General features: G+C 69.9%; 15 protein-coding genes. 13 read left to right on the top strand and 2 right to left on the bottom strand.

Translation table 11 applies throughout. The features are described from left to right. Positions 1–124: 124 nt before the first annotated feature. From ACYVLV_RS14795 to ACYVLV_RS14785, 3 genes are read left to right on the top strand one after another with little or no spacing between them, the layout of a single operon-like run. The gene (locus ACYVLV_RS14795) at positions 125–664 is read left to right on the top strand and encodes a hypothetical protein (RefSeq protein ID WP_460811099.1); all 540 of its coding nucleotides are present in this window, start codon (positions 125–127) and stop codon (positions 662–664) included. Then, entirely contained in the window at positions 661–2073 is a 1413-nt protein-coding gene (locus ACYVLV_RS14790) for a ferredoxin reductase family protein (protein WP_460811096.1), read from the top strand. Before ACYVLV_RS14795 ends, ACYVLV_RS14790 begins: the two co-directional genes overlap by 4 nt. Beyond that, on the top strand, positions 2070–2534 hold the full coding sequence (locus ACYVLV_RS14785; RefSeq protein WP_460811095.1) for an FMN-binding protein: 465 nt from the start codon (positions 2070–2072) through the stop codon (positions 2532–2534). The genes ACYVLV_RS14790 and ACYVLV_RS14785 overlap by 4 nt, the downstream gene beginning before the upstream one ends. A 112-nt stretch (positions 2535–2646) precedes the next feature. On the opposite strand, the gene ACYVLV_RS14780 is transcribed toward ACYVLV_RS14785, so the two are convergent. After that, entirely contained in the window at positions 2647–3219 is a 573-nt protein-coding gene (locus ACYVLV_RS14780; protein ID WP_460811094.1) for an RDD family protein, read from the bottom strand. 86 nt (positions 3220–3305) lie between these two features. On the opposite strand from ACYVLV_RS14780, the gene ACYVLV_RS14775 reads away from it, so the two are divergent. Genes ACYVLV_RS14775 through ACYVLV_RS14760 form a run of 4 tightly spaced genes read left to right on the top strand, consistent with a single transcriptional unit; the run spans position 3306 to position 7442 of the window. Continuing rightward, positions 3306–3953: a PadR family transcriptional regulator gene (locus ACYVLV_RS14775; RefSeq protein ID WP_460811091.1), complete on the top strand. Its 648-nt coding sequence runs from the start codon at positions 3306–3308 to the stop codon at positions 3951–3953. Beyond that, entirely contained in the window at positions 3950–4096 is a 147-nt protein-coding gene (locus tag ACYVLV_RS14770; RefSeq protein ID WP_460811089.1) for a hypothetical protein, read from the top strand. The genes ACYVLV_RS14775 and ACYVLV_RS14770 overlap by 4 nt, the downstream gene beginning before the upstream one ends. After that, positions 4093–4818 carry an ABC transporter ATP-binding protein gene (locus ACYVLV_RS14765; RefSeq protein ID WP_460811087.1) on the top strand — a complete coding sequence of 242 codons (726 nt, stop codon included), beginning with the start codon at positions 4093–4095 and terminating at the stop codon, positions 4816–4818. The genes ACYVLV_RS14770 and ACYVLV_RS14765 overlap by 4 nt, the downstream gene beginning before the upstream one ends. Continuing rightward, entirely contained in the window at positions 4815–7442 is a 2628-nt protein-coding gene (locus ACYVLV_RS14760; RefSeq protein ID WP_460811085.1) for an ABC transporter permease, read from the top strand. Before ACYVLV_RS14765 ends, ACYVLV_RS14760 begins: the two co-directional genes overlap by 4 nt. Positions 7443–7521: 79 nt before the next feature. Here ACYVLV_RS14760 and ACYVLV_RS14755 read toward each other — a convergent pair whose 3' ends face one another. Continuing rightward, entirely contained in the window at positions 7522–8865 is a 1344-nt protein-coding gene (locus ACYVLV_RS14755) for an amidase (protein WP_460811082.1), read from the bottom strand. 147 nt (positions 8866–9012) lie between these two features. Here ACYVLV_RS14755 and ACYVLV_RS14750 point away from each other — a divergent pair, with 147 nt between their 5' ends. From ACYVLV_RS14750 to ACYVLV_RS14725, 6 genes are read left to right on the top strand one after another with little or no spacing between them, the layout of a single operon-like run. Then, positions 9013–9672 carry a TetR/AcrR family transcriptional regulator gene (locus ACYVLV_RS14750; RefSeq protein WP_460811079.1) on the top strand — a complete coding sequence of 220 codons (660 nt, stop codon included), beginning with the start codon at positions 9013–9015 and terminating at the stop codon, positions 9670–9672. Then, positions 9669–10484, top strand: coding sequence for a TIGR03084 family metal-binding protein (locus ACYVLV_RS14745; protein ID WP_460811077.1), 816 nt, complete (start codon positions 9669–9671; stop codon positions 10482–10484). The genes ACYVLV_RS14750 and ACYVLV_RS14745 overlap by 4 nt, the downstream gene beginning before the upstream one ends. Beyond that, positions 10481–12226, top strand: a complete 1746-nt coding sequence (locus ACYVLV_RS14740; protein WP_460811075.1) for an acyclic terpene utilization AtuA family protein — start codon at positions 10481–10483, stop codon at positions 12224–12226. Before ACYVLV_RS14745 ends, ACYVLV_RS14740 begins: the two co-directional genes overlap by 4 nt. Positions 12227–12263: 37 nt before the next feature. Further along, complete coding sequence (locus ACYVLV_RS14735) at positions 12264–13457, top strand: acyl-CoA dehydrogenase family protein (protein WP_460811073.1); 1194 nt, start codon at positions 12264–12266, stop codon at positions 13455–13457. A gap of 17 nt (positions 13458–13474) precedes the next feature. Further along, positions 13475–13942: an SRPBCC family protein gene (locus tag ACYVLV_RS14730; RefSeq protein WP_460811071.1), complete on the top strand. Its 468-nt coding sequence runs from the start codon at positions 13475–13477 to the stop codon at positions 13940–13942. A gap of 49 nt (positions 13943–13991) precedes the next feature. Continuing rightward, on the top strand, positions 13992–15590 hold the full coding sequence (locus ACYVLV_RS14725; protein ID WP_460811069.1) for an acyl-CoA carboxylase subunit beta: 1599 nt from the start codon (positions 13992–13994) through the stop codon (positions 15588–15590). Positions 15591–15718 lie beyond the last annotated feature (128 nt).

Here is a 15718-nt window from a genome sequence, read left to right as displayed (position 1 = left end):
TCACCGTAACGACCGGGTCGCGACACCCCGCGCGAAACCGACAGGGGATGCACAGGTCCATCAGGGCGCTGCTTCAGAACCGCGACGCACACTCGGATCATCCGCCACCACGAAAGGTCCCCCGATGAATGATCCGACGAATGATTCGCCCGACAACCAGTCCGCATCCGGCTCCCGCTGGGAGCCCACCGACCCGCCCACCGAGCCCACCGAGTCCACCGACTCCCTCGAGCAGGAGGGGGCAGGACCGAACGCCGCGGCCTCCGCCCCGACGGACGACACCGCTCAGTTCGCGGCGGTCTCCCGGGCCCAGAGCGCCCGCGCCACGGCAGCCAGTGGTGGTCGGTGGGCCCGCGCTCGCAAGGGTCTGCTGGGTGGCGCCGCCGCGCTGATCCTGGTCGGGGGCACGGCCGGCTTCGCGATCGGACAGGCGGCAAACGGGGCCGACGATCGGGACGGCATCACCCCGGTCGACGTCGAGAGTGGCGTGGATGGCGACCAGTCGGGGATCCCGGACCGCAGTGAACTCGGCGGCCCCGGTGGGCTCGGCGGCCCCGGCGGCCCCGGCGGTCCTGGCGGTCCTGTTCAGGGCGACCCCGAACTGGACGGTGAGCTGGACGGCGATCTGAGCGGTGGTGCAGGCGACACCGGATCCAACACATGACCGTCCTCGCCCCCGACCGCCAACGGATCGGCCAGTCCGACGACGTGGGACGCCGGGCCCGCCGTGACGCCGGCGTGCGGCAGGCGACCCTGGGCCTGATCGCCCTCGGCATGCTCTGGGTCGGATTCCTCTGGGCCCGGGGCGGTGGGGTCGCCGACCTCGGGGGATGGGGCGGCGGGTTGCTCTCGACGGGTCGGTTGACCGGTCTGATCGCCTCTCTTCTCCTGCTGATCCAGGTCTTGATGATGGCGCGGATCCCGATCCTGGAGAAGGCCTGGGGCCAGGACCGGCTGGCTGCGCTGCACCGCCTGATCGGCTTCGCATCCTTCAATCTGATGCTGGCCCACGTCGCGCTGATCACCTACGGGTACGCCGCCGGCCGACTGGCCGCCGTCCCCGGTACGGCCTGGGACCTGACCCTCGACTATCCCGGCATGCTGCTAGCCGTCGCGGGCACCGCCTGTCTGGTCATGGTGGTGGTCACCAGCATCCGGGCCGCGCGAAGCCGTCTGCGCTACGAGTCCTGGCACCTGCTGCACCTCTACGCCTATCTCGGCGCCGGGCTGGCCCTGCCGCACCAACTCTGGACCGGCCAGGAGTTCCTGCGCTCCACCGCGTCCACCGTGTTCTGGTGGGGGCTGTGGGCGGCCGCGCTGGCCGCGGTACTCGTCTGGCGGATCGTCGGACCCCTCGCGCGCAGCCTGCGCCACGACCTCCGCGTGTCCTCGGTGGTGCGGGAGGAAGAGGGTGTCGCGTCGGTCTACCTGCGCGGTCGTCGGCTGGGCTCCCTGCCCGTCGAGGCCGGTCAGTTCCTCACCCTGCGATTCCTCGCGGGTCCCGGCTGGACCCGCGCACACCCCTTCTCGCTGTCCGCAGCGCCGGATGGACGCAGCCTGCGGATCACCGTGAAGGATCTCGGCGACGGGAGCCGGGCACTCCAGCATCTGCGTCCCGGGACCAGAGTGCTCTTCGAGGGACCGTACGGGCGACTCAGCGCCCGAACCCGTACGACCCGGCGGGTCCTGCTCATCGGTGCCGGCGTCGGGGTGACCCCTCTACGAGCGCTGGCCGAAGGACTGGCCTACGCGCCGGGAGAGGCGATGCTGATCCACCGGTGCGCCCAGCGACCCCTGTTCTCCGACGAGTTCGACGTCCTGACCCGCGAACGGGGGCTCCAGGTGATCACCGTTCCGGGCCCGCGTCGTACGCCGGACTCGTGGCTCGGCGCGGGGGCGTGGCCGGTGCAGGTCGCGTCGGACGCGGACCTGTTGGCCGCGTGGGTTCCGGATCTGCGTGAGCGAGACGTGTACCTCTGTGGGCCCGCGCCCTGGACCGAAGCGGTGGCCTCGACCCTGCGGGGTCTCGGCGTGGGCGAGGCCCACCTCCACATCGAGGAGTTCCAATGGTGACCGAGGTGTCTGGTGGGCGACGGATCTTGATGGTGGCGGTCTCGACGCTGGTGGTCGTGCTCCTGCTGTTCAGCTACCGCACCTCGACGAGCGGAGCCGGACTGTCGGTGTCGTCGGGTCAGCAGGTCACCATCAGCTCAGGGGCGACGGCGCAAGCCCCCGAGGCGGACGTCGAAAGCACCGTCAGTCAGACCTTCACGGGCACCGCGGTCCAGACCCGCTACGGGCCGGTGCAGGTCGAGGTGACGATCAGCGGATCGACGATCACGAACGTCTCGGTGCCGCAGTACCCCAGCGGCGACCGACGGGACGCGGAGATCAACGGTCGGGCCCTCCCGATCCTGGTCCAGCAGACGGTCGCCACCCAGAGCGGCGACGTCGACATGGTCAGCGGCGCCACCTACACCAGCGAGGGCTACCGCGAATCGCTCCAGGCTGCCCTGGACGCGGCGGGGCTCTGACCCTCACGGTCCGGGATGCAAACCGAACTACTGACAGAACAAAGCGAATCAGGCCGAAATCGGCCCTTTCTGGGCAGAAATTGCTCGTTCTGTCAGTAGTTCGGTGGAGGCCTCAGCCCTTGGGCTGGTCGATCACCACGGTGCTCACGATCTTGTCGGCGAACGTCTGGTTCTTGTCGTCCCACAGCGGCCAGAGGTAGCCGAGGTAGCAGGGGAGGCTGTCGACGATGTGAGCCAGTTGGCGCACGAACGTCATCCCTCCCCCGATCGGCTGCCCGGTCTGCATGCCGATCAACTTGATGCCGAGAACTCCCTTGCCGATGGAGTAGCCGGTCTTGCCCTGCTTGAGCACGGTGTTCCAGATGAAGAAGCCGAAGTACGTCGCGAAGCCCAGCACGATCAGCAGGATCGGTGCGGCACCGATGTCGTTGTTCTCGATCATCACCGTGCCGTCGGTGGTGGTGGTCTCGGCGCCCGCGAAGATCAGGGCGTAGCCGATCCACAGCGGGATGGCGGCCACCATGGTCAGGACCACGTCGATGATGAGCGCGCCGACCCGCTTGCCCCAGTGTGCGTAGTTCGCCGGGGCGCCGGAGTAGGCGTACCCCGGCTGGCCATACGGCTCGGGCTGGCCATAGGGGTTGGGCTGGTTCGGGTCGGGTGGAGGCGGGCCGTACTCGGACATGGGGGGCTCCTCTCAGAGGGACGATCAGGCAGCCCGAGCCTAGGGTGAGTCGACGTGACGCGGCAGTAGATACCGAGTATGCATTCGTGCTATACATACTCGGTATCCATCCCACGTCCCTCGGAGGCACCATGTCGGTCAAGCAGGCGTTGTTGGCATTGCTGGAGCAGGAGCCGATGTACGGCTACCAGTTGCGAGCCGAGTTCGAGCAACGAACAGGGGCGACCTGGCCCCTGAACGTCGGGCAGGTCTACACCACACTGACCCGACTCGAGCGCGATGGACTGGTCGAGGGATCGGGCGAGGCGAACGACGAGGGGCACCTCATCTACGCGATCACCGCAGCGGGACACGACGAGGTGGCGGCGTGGTTCACCACGCCGGTCGAACGATCCCGACCGCCCCGCGACGAGCTGGCGATCAAGCTGGCCCTGGCCGTGACGGTCCCGGGAGTCGATGTCGGCACCGTGATCCAGCGCCAGCGCAGCGCCACGATGTCGGCACTGCAGGACTACACCCGGTTGAAGCGGCAGGACTCCACGCGGACCGGAGCCAACGATGCCGACGGGAGCGGGATGGCCTGGAGCCTGGTGCTGGACTCCCTGGTCTTCTCCGCCGAGGCGGAGATCCGATGGCTCGATCACTGCGAGGCGCGGTTGCGTCGTGCCGCCATCGGGGGCGCCACGATCGGATCCCGGAGTGTCGTCGAGGTGTCCGAGGAGGTCCAGCGATGACCCCCCTCACGCGCGAGCAGGCGCGCCGACTGGCCGCCACCGAGCGCCGTTGGTTGGCCGAGTCCGCAGATCGCCTGCGTCGACCGATCCACACACGCCCCTCGATCGCCACCCGCACCAGCGTTCGCGAGGCCCAGCGATGAGCGACGTCGTGCTCGAACTCGACCGGGTCACCCGGATCCACGGGGAGGGGTCCACGGCCGTCCATGCGCTGCGCAACGTCTCCTTCCGGGCGTACGCCGGGGAGCTGGTGGCCGTGATGGGCCCCTCGGGCTCGGGCAAGTCCACGTTCCTGACCCTGGCCGGCGGGCTGGACAGTCCGACCGAGGGAGCGGTCCGCATCGAAGGCGTCGACCTCGGCGAGCTGGGGCAGCAGGGTCGGGCGCGGATGCGGCGTACCGCCTTGGGCTACGTCTTCCAGGGCTTCAACCTGATCCCTGCGCTGACCGCGGCGGAGAACGTCTCGCTCCCGCGGGAGCTCGACGGGCTCCGCGCCCGAGCCGCCCGCGCCGAGGCACGCGCCGCGCTCGAGGAGGTGGGGATCGGCGAGCTGTGGGACCGCTTCCCCGACGCCATGTCCGGTGGGCAGCAACAACGCGTGGCCATCGCCCGGGCCATCGTCGGAGACCGACGGCTGATCCTGGCCGACGAACCCACCGGCGCCCTCGACACCGAGACCGGTGAGGAGATCCTGAAACTGCTGCGGTCCCGCTGCGACGCCGGAGCGGCCGGGGTCCTGGTCACCCATGAGCCTCGGCACGCTGCGTGGGCCGACCGGGTGGTCTTCCTGCGCGACGGGGTGGTGGTCGACGAGTCCGGGTCGTCGCCGGTGGACGCCCTGCTCGACGACCGGTTGTCGTCGTGAGTGATCGAGCCTCCGCTCGGGGAGGATGGCGGGTGGCGCTGCGGATGGCCCGACGTGACGCCCTGCGCAACCGCGGTCGCAGCCTGCTGGTGCTGATCATGATCGCCCTCCCGGTGCTCGCGGTCACCACCGCCGACGTACTGCTCAACACCCAGGACGTGTCCTCGGTCGAGTCGATCTCCCGCCGGCTCGGCGGTGCCGAGGCGTTGATCAGGGTCGAGAGTCAGAGCGCGGACCGGGTAGTGCAGGCCCCCGATCCCGAGACGCTGAACTACACCGAAGGCAACAGCGGTGTGCCGCTGACCGCGCCGGTGCTGAAGAAGCAGCTTGGCGGTGCCCGGCTTCTGGCGCAGCGCGAGGGCGAGATCCGGTTCGAGACCGACAAGGGCGTCACCTTCGCCGTCGCGACGGAGCTGGATGCCACCGATCCGCTGGCTGCCGGGCTCTACCGGCTGACCGCGGGTCGGTTCGCTCAGAGACCCGATGAGGTGACGGTCAACGCGGCCGTGCTCGAGAAGGGGTACGCCCTCGGCGATTCCCTTCGCCTCGAGGACGGATCGGCGACCCCGACCATCGTCGGCATCGCGGAGTCCGCCGGCCTGCGGACCTACCCCGTCGTCGTGGGCCAGGCAGGCGGACTCCTGCCCGAGCGCGTGAGTACGTCGTGGCTCGTCGGCGGCGACCCGGTCTCGTGGACGAAGGTGCGGGAACTCAACGAGCTCGGCGCGATCGTGCTGTCCCGGTCGGTGCTGCTCGATCCGCCGTCGCAGTCCGAGGTGGATCCGCAGGTGCAGATGTTCGATGACGGGACCCGGGGCGACATGATCGCCGTGATCGTGCTGATCGTCGTGATGGCCTTGATGGAGGTCGTCCTCCTGGCCGGCCCGGCCTTCGCAGTAGGGGCCCGACGGCAGTCCCACAGCCTCGCGCTGATGGCCGCCGCCGGTGGCACCCCGGCCCAGTCGCGACGATCGGTCCTGGCCGGGGGTCTGGTGCTGGGCGCTGCGGCGTCCGCCGCGGGCGTCGCCCTCGGCATCGGTCTCGCGGCGGCACTGGTGCCGGCGCTCCAGAATCGCTCCGCCGCCTACTTGGGACCCTTCGACGTACGTCCCCTCCAGATCCTCGGGATCGGTGCCTTCGGTTTGGCCAGCGCCGTCCTGGCGGCCGTCGTTCCGGCGTGGATCGCCTCCCGGCAGGACGTGGTCGCGGTCCTGGCGGGGCGGCGGGGCGACCGCAAGCCGTCCCTGCGGTCCCCGGTGTTGGGTGTGCTCCTGCTGGTGGCGGGGGTCGTCGGGGCGGCGTACGGCGCAGTGGGGAACTCCGGGGAGATCCTGATTGCCGGCGCTGCGGTGGTGTCGGTGCTGGGCATGGTCCTGCTGGTTCCGGTGGTCATCGTGGCGCTGGCTTCGGTGTCGAAGGGCTTGCCTCTGGTGATCCGGTACGCCGTGCGCGACGCCGCCCGACACCGGACCCGCACCGTGCCCGCCGTCGCGGCGGTGGCGGCGACCGTGGCGGGAGTCGTCGCCCTGGGAATCTCGACGTCCAGCGACGAACTGCAGAATCGCGAGACGTACCAGCCGGAGCTTCCGCAGGGTGCCGGGATCGCGGTCGTCTACGACCGACGTCCCGACTGGGCGGGGATCCGGCGGGTGGTGTCCCGCGAGGCGCCCGCGGCCGACGTGGCCGAGGTACGGGGAATCCTCGAAGGGAACAGCGGCGGTTACGCCGACCTCCGCGTCGGGGTGCGAGGTGAGGCACGGCTCACCGAGACCTTTGGCTCGGCGGCGGGCTCCAGCCTGCTGGTCAGCGACGGTCCGATCCCTCCGGTGATCCTCGGACTCACCGAGGCCGACCGACAACGCGCGGAGGGCGAGTTGGCGGCTGGACGGGTGGTCGCGTTCGCCGACCGGGCCATCGACGTCGACGAGATCCGGGTGGCGGTCCGCCTGTACGACGAGAAGGGAGAGGCGACGCAGGAGAGCTCACGGGTCGTGGTGCCGGGGACGGTGATCCCGCTGGTCGGGACGTCGTACGGCGCCCCTCAGGGCATCATCCCGACCCGGGTCGCGACCGGTCTCGGTCTGACCGCGGTCACCGTCGGGCTGGCCACGACCGGGGAGCCGATCTCCCAGGACCAGGAGCAGTCGATCGTCGAGTCGTTGGCGGCGATCTCAGATACGATGTACTTCACGGTGGAGAACGGGTACGAAGCCACGGACGAGGCTGCGATCATCCAACTCGTCCTGGCCGGACTCGGGGCCGTCCTGATGCTCGGCGGCACCCTGACCGCCACCTTCCTGGCGCTCTCGGACGCCAAGCCGGACCTGGCCACGCTGGCGGCGGTTGGGGCCGAGCCCCGCACCCGGCGGGGGGTGGCGGCGTCGTACGCCCTGGTCGTGGGGTTCGTCGGTGCCCTGCTCGGGGCCGGAGTCGGGTTCATCCCCGGGGTGGCGATCAGCTACCCCCTGACCCGCAGTTTCGGCGATCCCACCGCGGCCGCGCACTACCTCGACATCCCGTGGTTGCTGATCGCCGGGTTGGTCGTCGTACTGCCCCTGGTCACCGCCGCGATCATGTGGCTCTCCGCCCGCTCCCGCCTGCCCCTGGTGGCTCGCCTCGACTGACCCTGCACTCGGCTGGGAGACCTCCGTCGCCCAACTCCACCTGCAGCCACCCCCTCCAACCCTCCACCCCCTCAGACCCTCAGTCCCCCAGTGCGAGGAGCCGGGCGTCGGCCCCGCGGGTGGACATCGCCATCGCGCCGATCGGAAGGCCGGGGCTGGGGGTCGGGACCGAGATCGCGGGGACCCCGGCCAGGTTGGCCACCACGGTCCAGCAGTCGGTGTACGGCGCCGCCATCGGGTTGGCGAGCTCCTCGGGAGTGGTCTCGCCGTCGAGTAGCGGCGCGACGGTCGGCATGGTGGGCGAGACCAGCACGGGGCAATGAGCCAGCGCGGCCCGCACCTGAGCCACGAGTCGCTCGCGGGTCACCTCGGCCGCCTGCAGGTCGGGGTGACCGAGCAGGGCACGTCCGTAGTCGTATCGGCGTCGGAGCTCGGGCCCGGCCAGACCGGTGTCCATCCAGGGATCGAGCCAGTCCAGGGCGGCGACCGAAGTCAGGTTCATATAGGCGGACAGTGCCGAGGGGGCATCGGGTACCGAGGCGCGCTCGATGCGTACGCCGCGAGAACGCAGCCGGTCCAGCCAGGCCTCGAAGGCGGACAGGACGTCGGGGTGGTTGCGGGCGGTGACGAGCTCCTCGACCACGGCGACGCGGTCCGGCAGCAGGGCCTCGGCCCGGGGCCGGTCCGCCATCACCCCGAGCAACAACGCCATGTCGCCGGTTGTGCGGGCCAGAGGGCCCACCCGGTCCAGACCGACGGAGAAGGGAGCCACGCCACCGAGGGGCACCAAGCCGGGTGACGGGGCGAGCCCGACGACCCCGCACTGCGAGGCCGGCTCTCGGATCGAACCGCCGGTGTCGGTGCCGACTGCGAAGGCTGCCATCCCCGCCGCGACCGCAGCCGCGCAACCGCCTGAGCTTCCGCCCGGGCTGCGTCGAGGGTCCGCGGGGTTGCGGGTCGGTCCGTACGCCGACGTCTGGGTCGAGGCGCCCATCGCCACCTCGTCCATGTTGGCGCGGCCCAGCAGCACGGCTCCTGCGGCCTTCAACCTTCGAACCACCGGGGCGTCGCGACGAGCAGCCCGGCCGGAGTGTGCGAGCGATCCGCACGCTGTGATCTGACCGGCGACGTCGATGTTGTCCTTGACGACGAAGGGCACGCCGGCGAGCGCCCCCGTGGATCGGCCGGGTCGGCTGTCCAACTCCTGTGCGGACTCCAGCGCGCGCTCGGCCTGGAGGAGCACCAGCGCGTTGAGTTCAGGATCGAGCAGGGTGATTCGATCCAGATAGGCGGCGGTGACCTCCGCCGCCGACAGCACTCCGGCGCGCACCCGACGGGCGATGTCCCCAGCGGCCATCGCAGTCAGCGCTGTCGGTCGGCTCGGGCCGCCGGCGGGGTTCGTAGGGGGATCGTCGTACCGCATGCGCTGAGCCTGCACCGTGTGGGCGCCGAAGTTCGCCAAATGGGGACGCGAGATCGCAGCCGGGGGAATCTCGACGCCCCATCTGACGAACTTCGTGATAAAGAATCAGGCTTGACTGTTTGTTGAAAGCCGGGGCATGCTGTCTGGGTGACCACGAACACCGCCCGGGTGCCGCAGGAGGAGCGGAGCCGCGCGATGCGCGCCCGACTGCTCGAGGCGACCATGGAGTGCTTGGTCGAGCGCGGCTTCGGGGGTACGTCGACCACCCTGGTCTCCGAGCGGGCTGGCGTCTCGCGGGGGGCCCAGCTCCATCACTTCCCGACCAAGAACGACCTCGTCCTCGCCGCCGTCGAGCATCTGACCGAGGTGCGCGGTGCGGAGTTGGCTGCGGCCGCCGCCGCGCTGCGCAACACGGGCGGGCCACGCCAGACCCGCGCCGTCCTCGGCATGCTCGCCGACCATTTCACCTCCCCGGTCTTCACCGCCGCCCTCGAACTCTGGGTCGCCGCACGCACCGACGATTCCCTGATGGCTGCCGTCGCCCCGCTCGAACAGCGGGTCGGACGTGATGCCCACCGACTCACCGTTGAGGCCCTCGGAGCCGACGAGTCCCAGCCGGGCACCCGCGAACTCGTCCAGGCCACCCTCGACCTGGTGCGCGGCCTCGGACTCGCCAACACGATCACCGACGACGCGCGTCGTCGGGATCGGATCCTCGACCAGTGGGCCCGCACGCTCGACCACGCCATCCAGGCCCCCACATCCGACCAGACACCCACCGGCAGCCACCGACAGGACACCGCATGAGTGACAACGAAGCCAGCCGCACCGAACTCCTCGAGGGACTGCTCTGCGACCTGACCGCGGAGGGCGACGCCCTGCGCGCCGTGGTGATCGACCTCGACAGCGCCGGGTGGGAGACCCCGACCCCGGCCGCCGGGTGGTCGGTCGCGACCCAGGTCGCGCACCTGGCGTGGACCGACGAGACGGCCACCGTTGCAGCCACCGCGTCCAGCGACAAGGAGGCGTGGGACGCCATCGTCCTCGAGGCGATGGAGGACCCGACCGGCTTCGTGGATGCGAGCGCGGAGCAGGTGGCGCAACTCGCCCCCGAGGCGCTGCTCGCCCGCTGGGACGCCGCCCGTCCGCGCCTGGCCGACGCCCTGCGCGCCATGCCCGCAGGCGAGAAGATGCCCTGGTTCGGCCCGCCGATGTCCGCTGCGTCGATGGCCACGGCCCGGTTCATGGAGACCTGGGCGCACTCGCTGGACGTGTACGCCGCCCTCGACGTCGACCCCCCGGTCACCGACCGCATCCAGCACGTCGCACACCTGGGCGTCCGGACCCGCAACTTCGCGTTCAGCGTCCACGAACTGACCGCCCCGGCCGAGGAGTTCCGCATCGAGTTGGCCGCCCCCTCGGGCGAGACCTGGACCTGGGGCCCGATCGACGCGGCACAGCGGGTCACCGGGTCGGCGTACGACTTCTGCCTGTTGGTGACCCAGCGGGTGCACCGGGCCGACACCGACCTGGCTGCGACCGGACCGGACGCCGGTCGGTGGCTCGACATCGCTCAGTGTTTCGCCGGCCCGGCGGGTGAGGGGCGGGCGCAAGGATGAGCAACTCCCTGATCGTCGGCAACTGCTCCGGCTTCTACGGCGACCGTCTCTCGGCCATGCGCGAGATGCTCGAGGGCGCCCCGAACGGACAGAGCCTCGACGTCCTCACCGGTGACTACCTCGCCGAGTTGACCATGCTGATCCTCGGCAAGGACACGATGCGCGACCCCAGCCTGGGGTACGCCCGCACCTTCGTCCGCCAGGTCGAGGACTGTCTCGGACTCGCCCTCGAGAAGGGCGTGAAGATCGTCACCAACGCCGGCGGACTCAACCCGGCCGGGCTCGCGGACAAACTGCGCGAGGTGGCCAACGGCCTCGGTCTGGACCCGACGATCGCCCACGTCGAGGGGGACGACGTCCGTGCCCTCGCGGACACCTACCCTGCGCTCCAGGGCGCTCTCACCGCCAACGCCTATCTCGGCGGCTTCGGGATCGCCTCGGCCCTGACCGCCGGCGCCGACATCGTCGTGACCGGCCGCGTCACCGACGCCTCGGTCGTCGTCGGCCCCGCCATCGCGCACTTCGGCTGGACCCCGGAGTCGTACGACGCCCTCGCTGGCGCGGTCGTGGCGGGCCACATCATCGAGTGCGGAACCCAGGCCACCGGCGGCAACTTCTCAGGCTTCAAGGACCTGCCCCACAACGGACGTCCCCTCGGCTTCCCCATCGCCGAGATCGCCGCCGACGGGTCCTGCGTGATCACCAAGCACGAGGGCACCGGCGGCGCGGTGACCGTGGACACCGTCACCGCCCAACTGCTCTACGAGATCCAGTCGACCCGCTACCTCAACCCCGACGTCACCACCCACCTGGACTCGATCGAGGTGGCCCAACAGGCGCCCGACCGGGTGGCGGTCACCGCCGTCCGCGGGGAGGCGCCACCGGAGAAGTTGAAGGTCTGCGTCAACGAACTGGGCGGCTTCCGCAACGCGATGGAGTTCGTCCTGACCGGCCTCGACATCGACGCCAAGGCCGACTGGTTGCGCGCCCAGTTGGAGCCATCGCTGGTCGCCGAAACCGTGTCCTGGACCCGGACGCCGATGCCCACCGTTGACGCCGAGACCGAGGAGGGCGCCTCCTGCCTCCTGCGCTGCACCGTGATGGATGCCGACCAGGCCAAGGTGGCCAAGGCCTTCACCGGACCGGCCGTGGAGCTCGCCCTCGCGTCGTACCCCGGGTTCACGATGACCGCGCCTCCCGGACCCCCGACGCCGTACGGCGTGTACCGGCCGGAGTACCTGCCCCGCTCGGCGGTCGCACACACCGTCGTCCACGCCGACGGACGGCGCGAGGTGGTCGCCGACCCGACCGAGTTCTCGGACGCGGCGGTCACCACGGTGGAGGGCCAGCGCCCCTCGCCGTACCCCGCCCGATCGGACACGATCACCCGCCGTTCCGCGCTGGGCACCTTCGTCCACGCCCGGTCCGGGGACAAGGGTGGCGACGCCAACATCGGGCTCTGGATCCGGCACAGCGACGACGTCACCCCCGAGCAGTACGCCGCCCGCGTCCAGTGGCTGACCAAGCTGATCACCCCCAAGAAGGTGCGCGAGCTGGTGCCCGAGGCGGCCGACCTGGACATCGAGGTCTACATGCTGCCCAATCTCGGTGCGGTCAACGTGCTCATCCGGGGGCTGCTCGGCCGAGGCGTGGCCGCCTCCACGCGGTTCGACCCGCAGGCCAAGGGCCTGGGCGAATGGGTCCGCTCGCGGATGGTGCACATCCAGGAGGACCTGCTGTGAGCCGTGCGCCCATCGACCACCAAACCAGGAGCCACCCATGACCGCCGTACTGGAACCCGTCACCACAGCCGAGGAACGTCAGGCCCTGCGCGAGGTCGCGAAGGAGTTCACCCGGCGTGAGATCGAGCCGCACCTGCAGGACTGGGAGGACGCTGGCACGATGCCGCGCGAGCTCCACATCGCCGCAGCGCGTCAGGGACTGCTCGGGGTGGCCTTCCCCGAGGAGGCCGGCGGCTCGGGCGGAACGCTGCTCGACTCGGTCGCCGTGCAGGAGGCGATGCTCGAGGCGGGTGCCTCGAGCGGCCTGATCGCCGGGCTGTTCACCAGCGGTATCGCGCTGCCCCACATCATCGCCTCGGGCAACGTGGACCTCATCGACCGTTTCGTCCGCCCGACCCTGGCCGGGGAGAAGATCGGGTCCCTGGCCATCACCGAACCGGGCGGCGGGTCGGATGTGGCCGGCATCGGCACGACAGCACGCTTTGAACCAGGGAGTGATGGTGGCAGTTACGTCATCAACGGCTCCAAGACCTTCATCACCTCCGCGGTCCGCGCCGACTTCGTCACCACCGCCGTCCGCACGGGTGGACCGGGGCACGCGGGGGTCAGCCTGATCGTGGTGGAGCGTGATACTCCCGGCTTCACGGTCACCCGGTCGCTGAAGAAGATGGGCTGGCACTGCTCGGACACTGCCGAGTTGTCCTACGTCGACGTCCGGGTCCCGGCCGCGAATCTGGTCGGCGCCGAGAACTCCGGCTTCTATCAGATCGCCGAGCAGTTCGTGGTGGAGCGGATCGCGCTCGCGGTCCACGCCTACGGGATCGCGACCCGCTCGCTGGCCCTGACCGCGGCGTACTGCCAGGAGCGCGAGACCTTCGACAAGCCGCTGATCGCCAACCAGGTCGTCCGCCACAAGCTGGTCGAGATGCGACGTCAGGTCGAGGTCGCCCGGGTCTACACCCACGACGTGGCCCGTCGACACGTTGCGGGCGAGAACGTCATCGCCGAGGCCTGCCTGGCCAAACAGACCGCCTGCGACGCCGCGACGTACGTCTGCGATCAGGCCGTCCAACTGCATGGCGGCGCCGGCTACATGCACGGCACCGAGGTCGAGCGGCACTACCGCGACGCCCGCATCCTGCCGCTCGGCGGCGGCGCCACCGAGGTCCTCACCGACCTCGCGGCCAAACTCCTCGGCTACACCCCTTCAACCCCCAGAGGCACCCGATGATCCAGATACTCACCCCCATGACCGACGAGGTCACCGTGTCCATGAACGCACCCCGGGCCGCCGTCTGGGACCTGGTCTCCGACGTGACGCGCATCGGTGAGTTCTCCCCGGAAACCTTCGAGGGCAAGTGGACCAGGGGCTCCACCGGTCCGAAGACCGGCGCGACCTTCGCCGGCCACGTCAAGCGCAACGGGGTCGGCCCGACGTACTGGGCACCCTGCAAAGTCACGAACTGTGTGGAGGGCGAGCTGTTCGAGTTCGCCGTGATCGCTCCGAACGGGCCGCTGAACAACTGGGGTTACCGGTTGTCCGAGAAGGGCGGAGTCACCCAGGTCACCGAGTACTACCGCCTCGAGCCGGCGCTGCCGATGAAGCTCTACTGGATGCTGCTCGGCCGGTTGCGGGCGCGGACCAATGAGAAGGGCATGCGCACGACGCTCGAGCGGATCAAGGCCGTAGTGGAAGCCGAGAACTCCGATGGTTGAGGTGCGAGGAGCGCTAGCGACGAGCCTCGAAACCACGCACCGCGAGGCGATGCTCAGCAAGCTCGAGTCGCTGGACGCCGAGCACGCCAAGGCCGTCGCCGGGGGTGGCGAGAAGAGCAGCGCGCGCCACCACGGCCGCGGCAAACTGCTGCCCCGCGAGCGGATCGAACTCCTCGTCGACGAGGGCTCCGCGTTCTTGGAGTTGAGCCCGTTGGCCGCCTGGGGATCCGACTTCACCGTCGGTGCCAGCGTGGTCACCGGCATCGGGGTGATCGAGGGCGTGGAGTGCATGATCACCGCCAACGACCCGACGGTGAAGGGTGGCGCCAGCAACCCGTGGACGGTGAAGAAGATCTTCCGCGCCTCCCAGATCGCACAGGAGAACGGTCTCCCGACGATCTCCCTGGTCGAGTCCGGTGGTGCGGATCTGCCCACCCAGAAGGAGATCTTCATCCCCGGTGGCAAGCTGTTCCGGGACATCACCCGGGCCAGCGCCCGCAAGGAACCCACCATCGCGTTGGTGTTCGGCAACTCCACCGCCGGCGGCGCCTACGTGCCCGGGATGAGCGACTACACCGTCATGGTCAAGGAGCGCGCGAAGGTGTTCCTCGGCGGCCCACCGCTGGTGAAGATGGCCACCGGCGAGGAGTCCGACGACGAATCGCTCGGCGGCGCGGAGATGCACGCCCGCACCTCGGGCCTGGCCGACTACCTGGCCGAGGACGAACGCGACGCGATCCGGATCGGCCGACGGATCATCGCGCGGCTGAACTGGCGCAAGGCAACCCCGGCGCAGGTTGAGGTGCGAGGAGCGCCAGCGACGAGCCTCGAAACCAGCCGCGGAGCGTCGTACGCCGAACCCGCCGTCGACCCCGACGCCCTGCTGGACCTGATCCCCGCGGACCTCAAGGAACCCTTCGACCCCCGCGACGTCATCGAGCACCTCTGTGACGGGGTCAGCGCGACCAACGGTGCGGTCTTCGACGAGTTCAAGCCGCTCTACGGCTCCTCGTTGGTGACCGGCTGGGCGAAGATCCATGGTCGTCCGGTCGGCATCCTGGCCAACGCCCAGGGCGTGTTGTTCAGCGAGGAGGCCCAGAAGGCGACCCAGTTCGTCCAACTGGCCAACCAGTCCGACACCCCACTGCTCTTCCTGCACAACACCACCGGCTACATGGTCGGCAAGGAGTACGAACAGGGCGGCATCATCAAGCACGGCGCGATGATGATCAACGCGATCAGCAACTCCACCGTGCCGCACCTGACGGTGGTGATGGCGGCGTCGTACGGCGCGGGCAACTACGGCATGAACGGCCGCGCCTTCGACCCCCGGTTCCTGTTCACCTGGCCCTCGGCGAAGTCCGCGGTAATGGGTCCCAAGCAGTTGGCCGGCGTACTCGAGATCGTGGCGCAGCAGTCCGCCGAGTCCAAGGGCGAGACCTTCGACGTCGAGGGGTTCAAGGGGATCAAGGAGGTCGTCGAGGCTCAGATCGAGGAGCAGTCGTTGCCCTACGTGCTCTCCGGGATGCTCTACGACGACGGGGTCATCGACCCCCGCGACACCCGCACCATCCTCGGGATCTGCCTGTCCGTGATCGAGAACAAGGCCTACGCAGGCACCGACCGCTTCGGGGTGTTCCGCCCGTGAGCACCCTGACGATGGTTGAGGTGCGAGGAGCGGTAGCGACGAGCCTCGAAACCGAGCAACCGATCTCCAGAAAATTCTCGACGACGCTCACGAGGTTTCGAGGCTCAGGCCTTGGCGGCCTTCGCACC

It is taken from the genome of Nocardioides salsibiostraticola (assembly GCF_054783655.1).
This window is presented reverse-complemented; position numbering and strand designations above follow the sequence as displayed.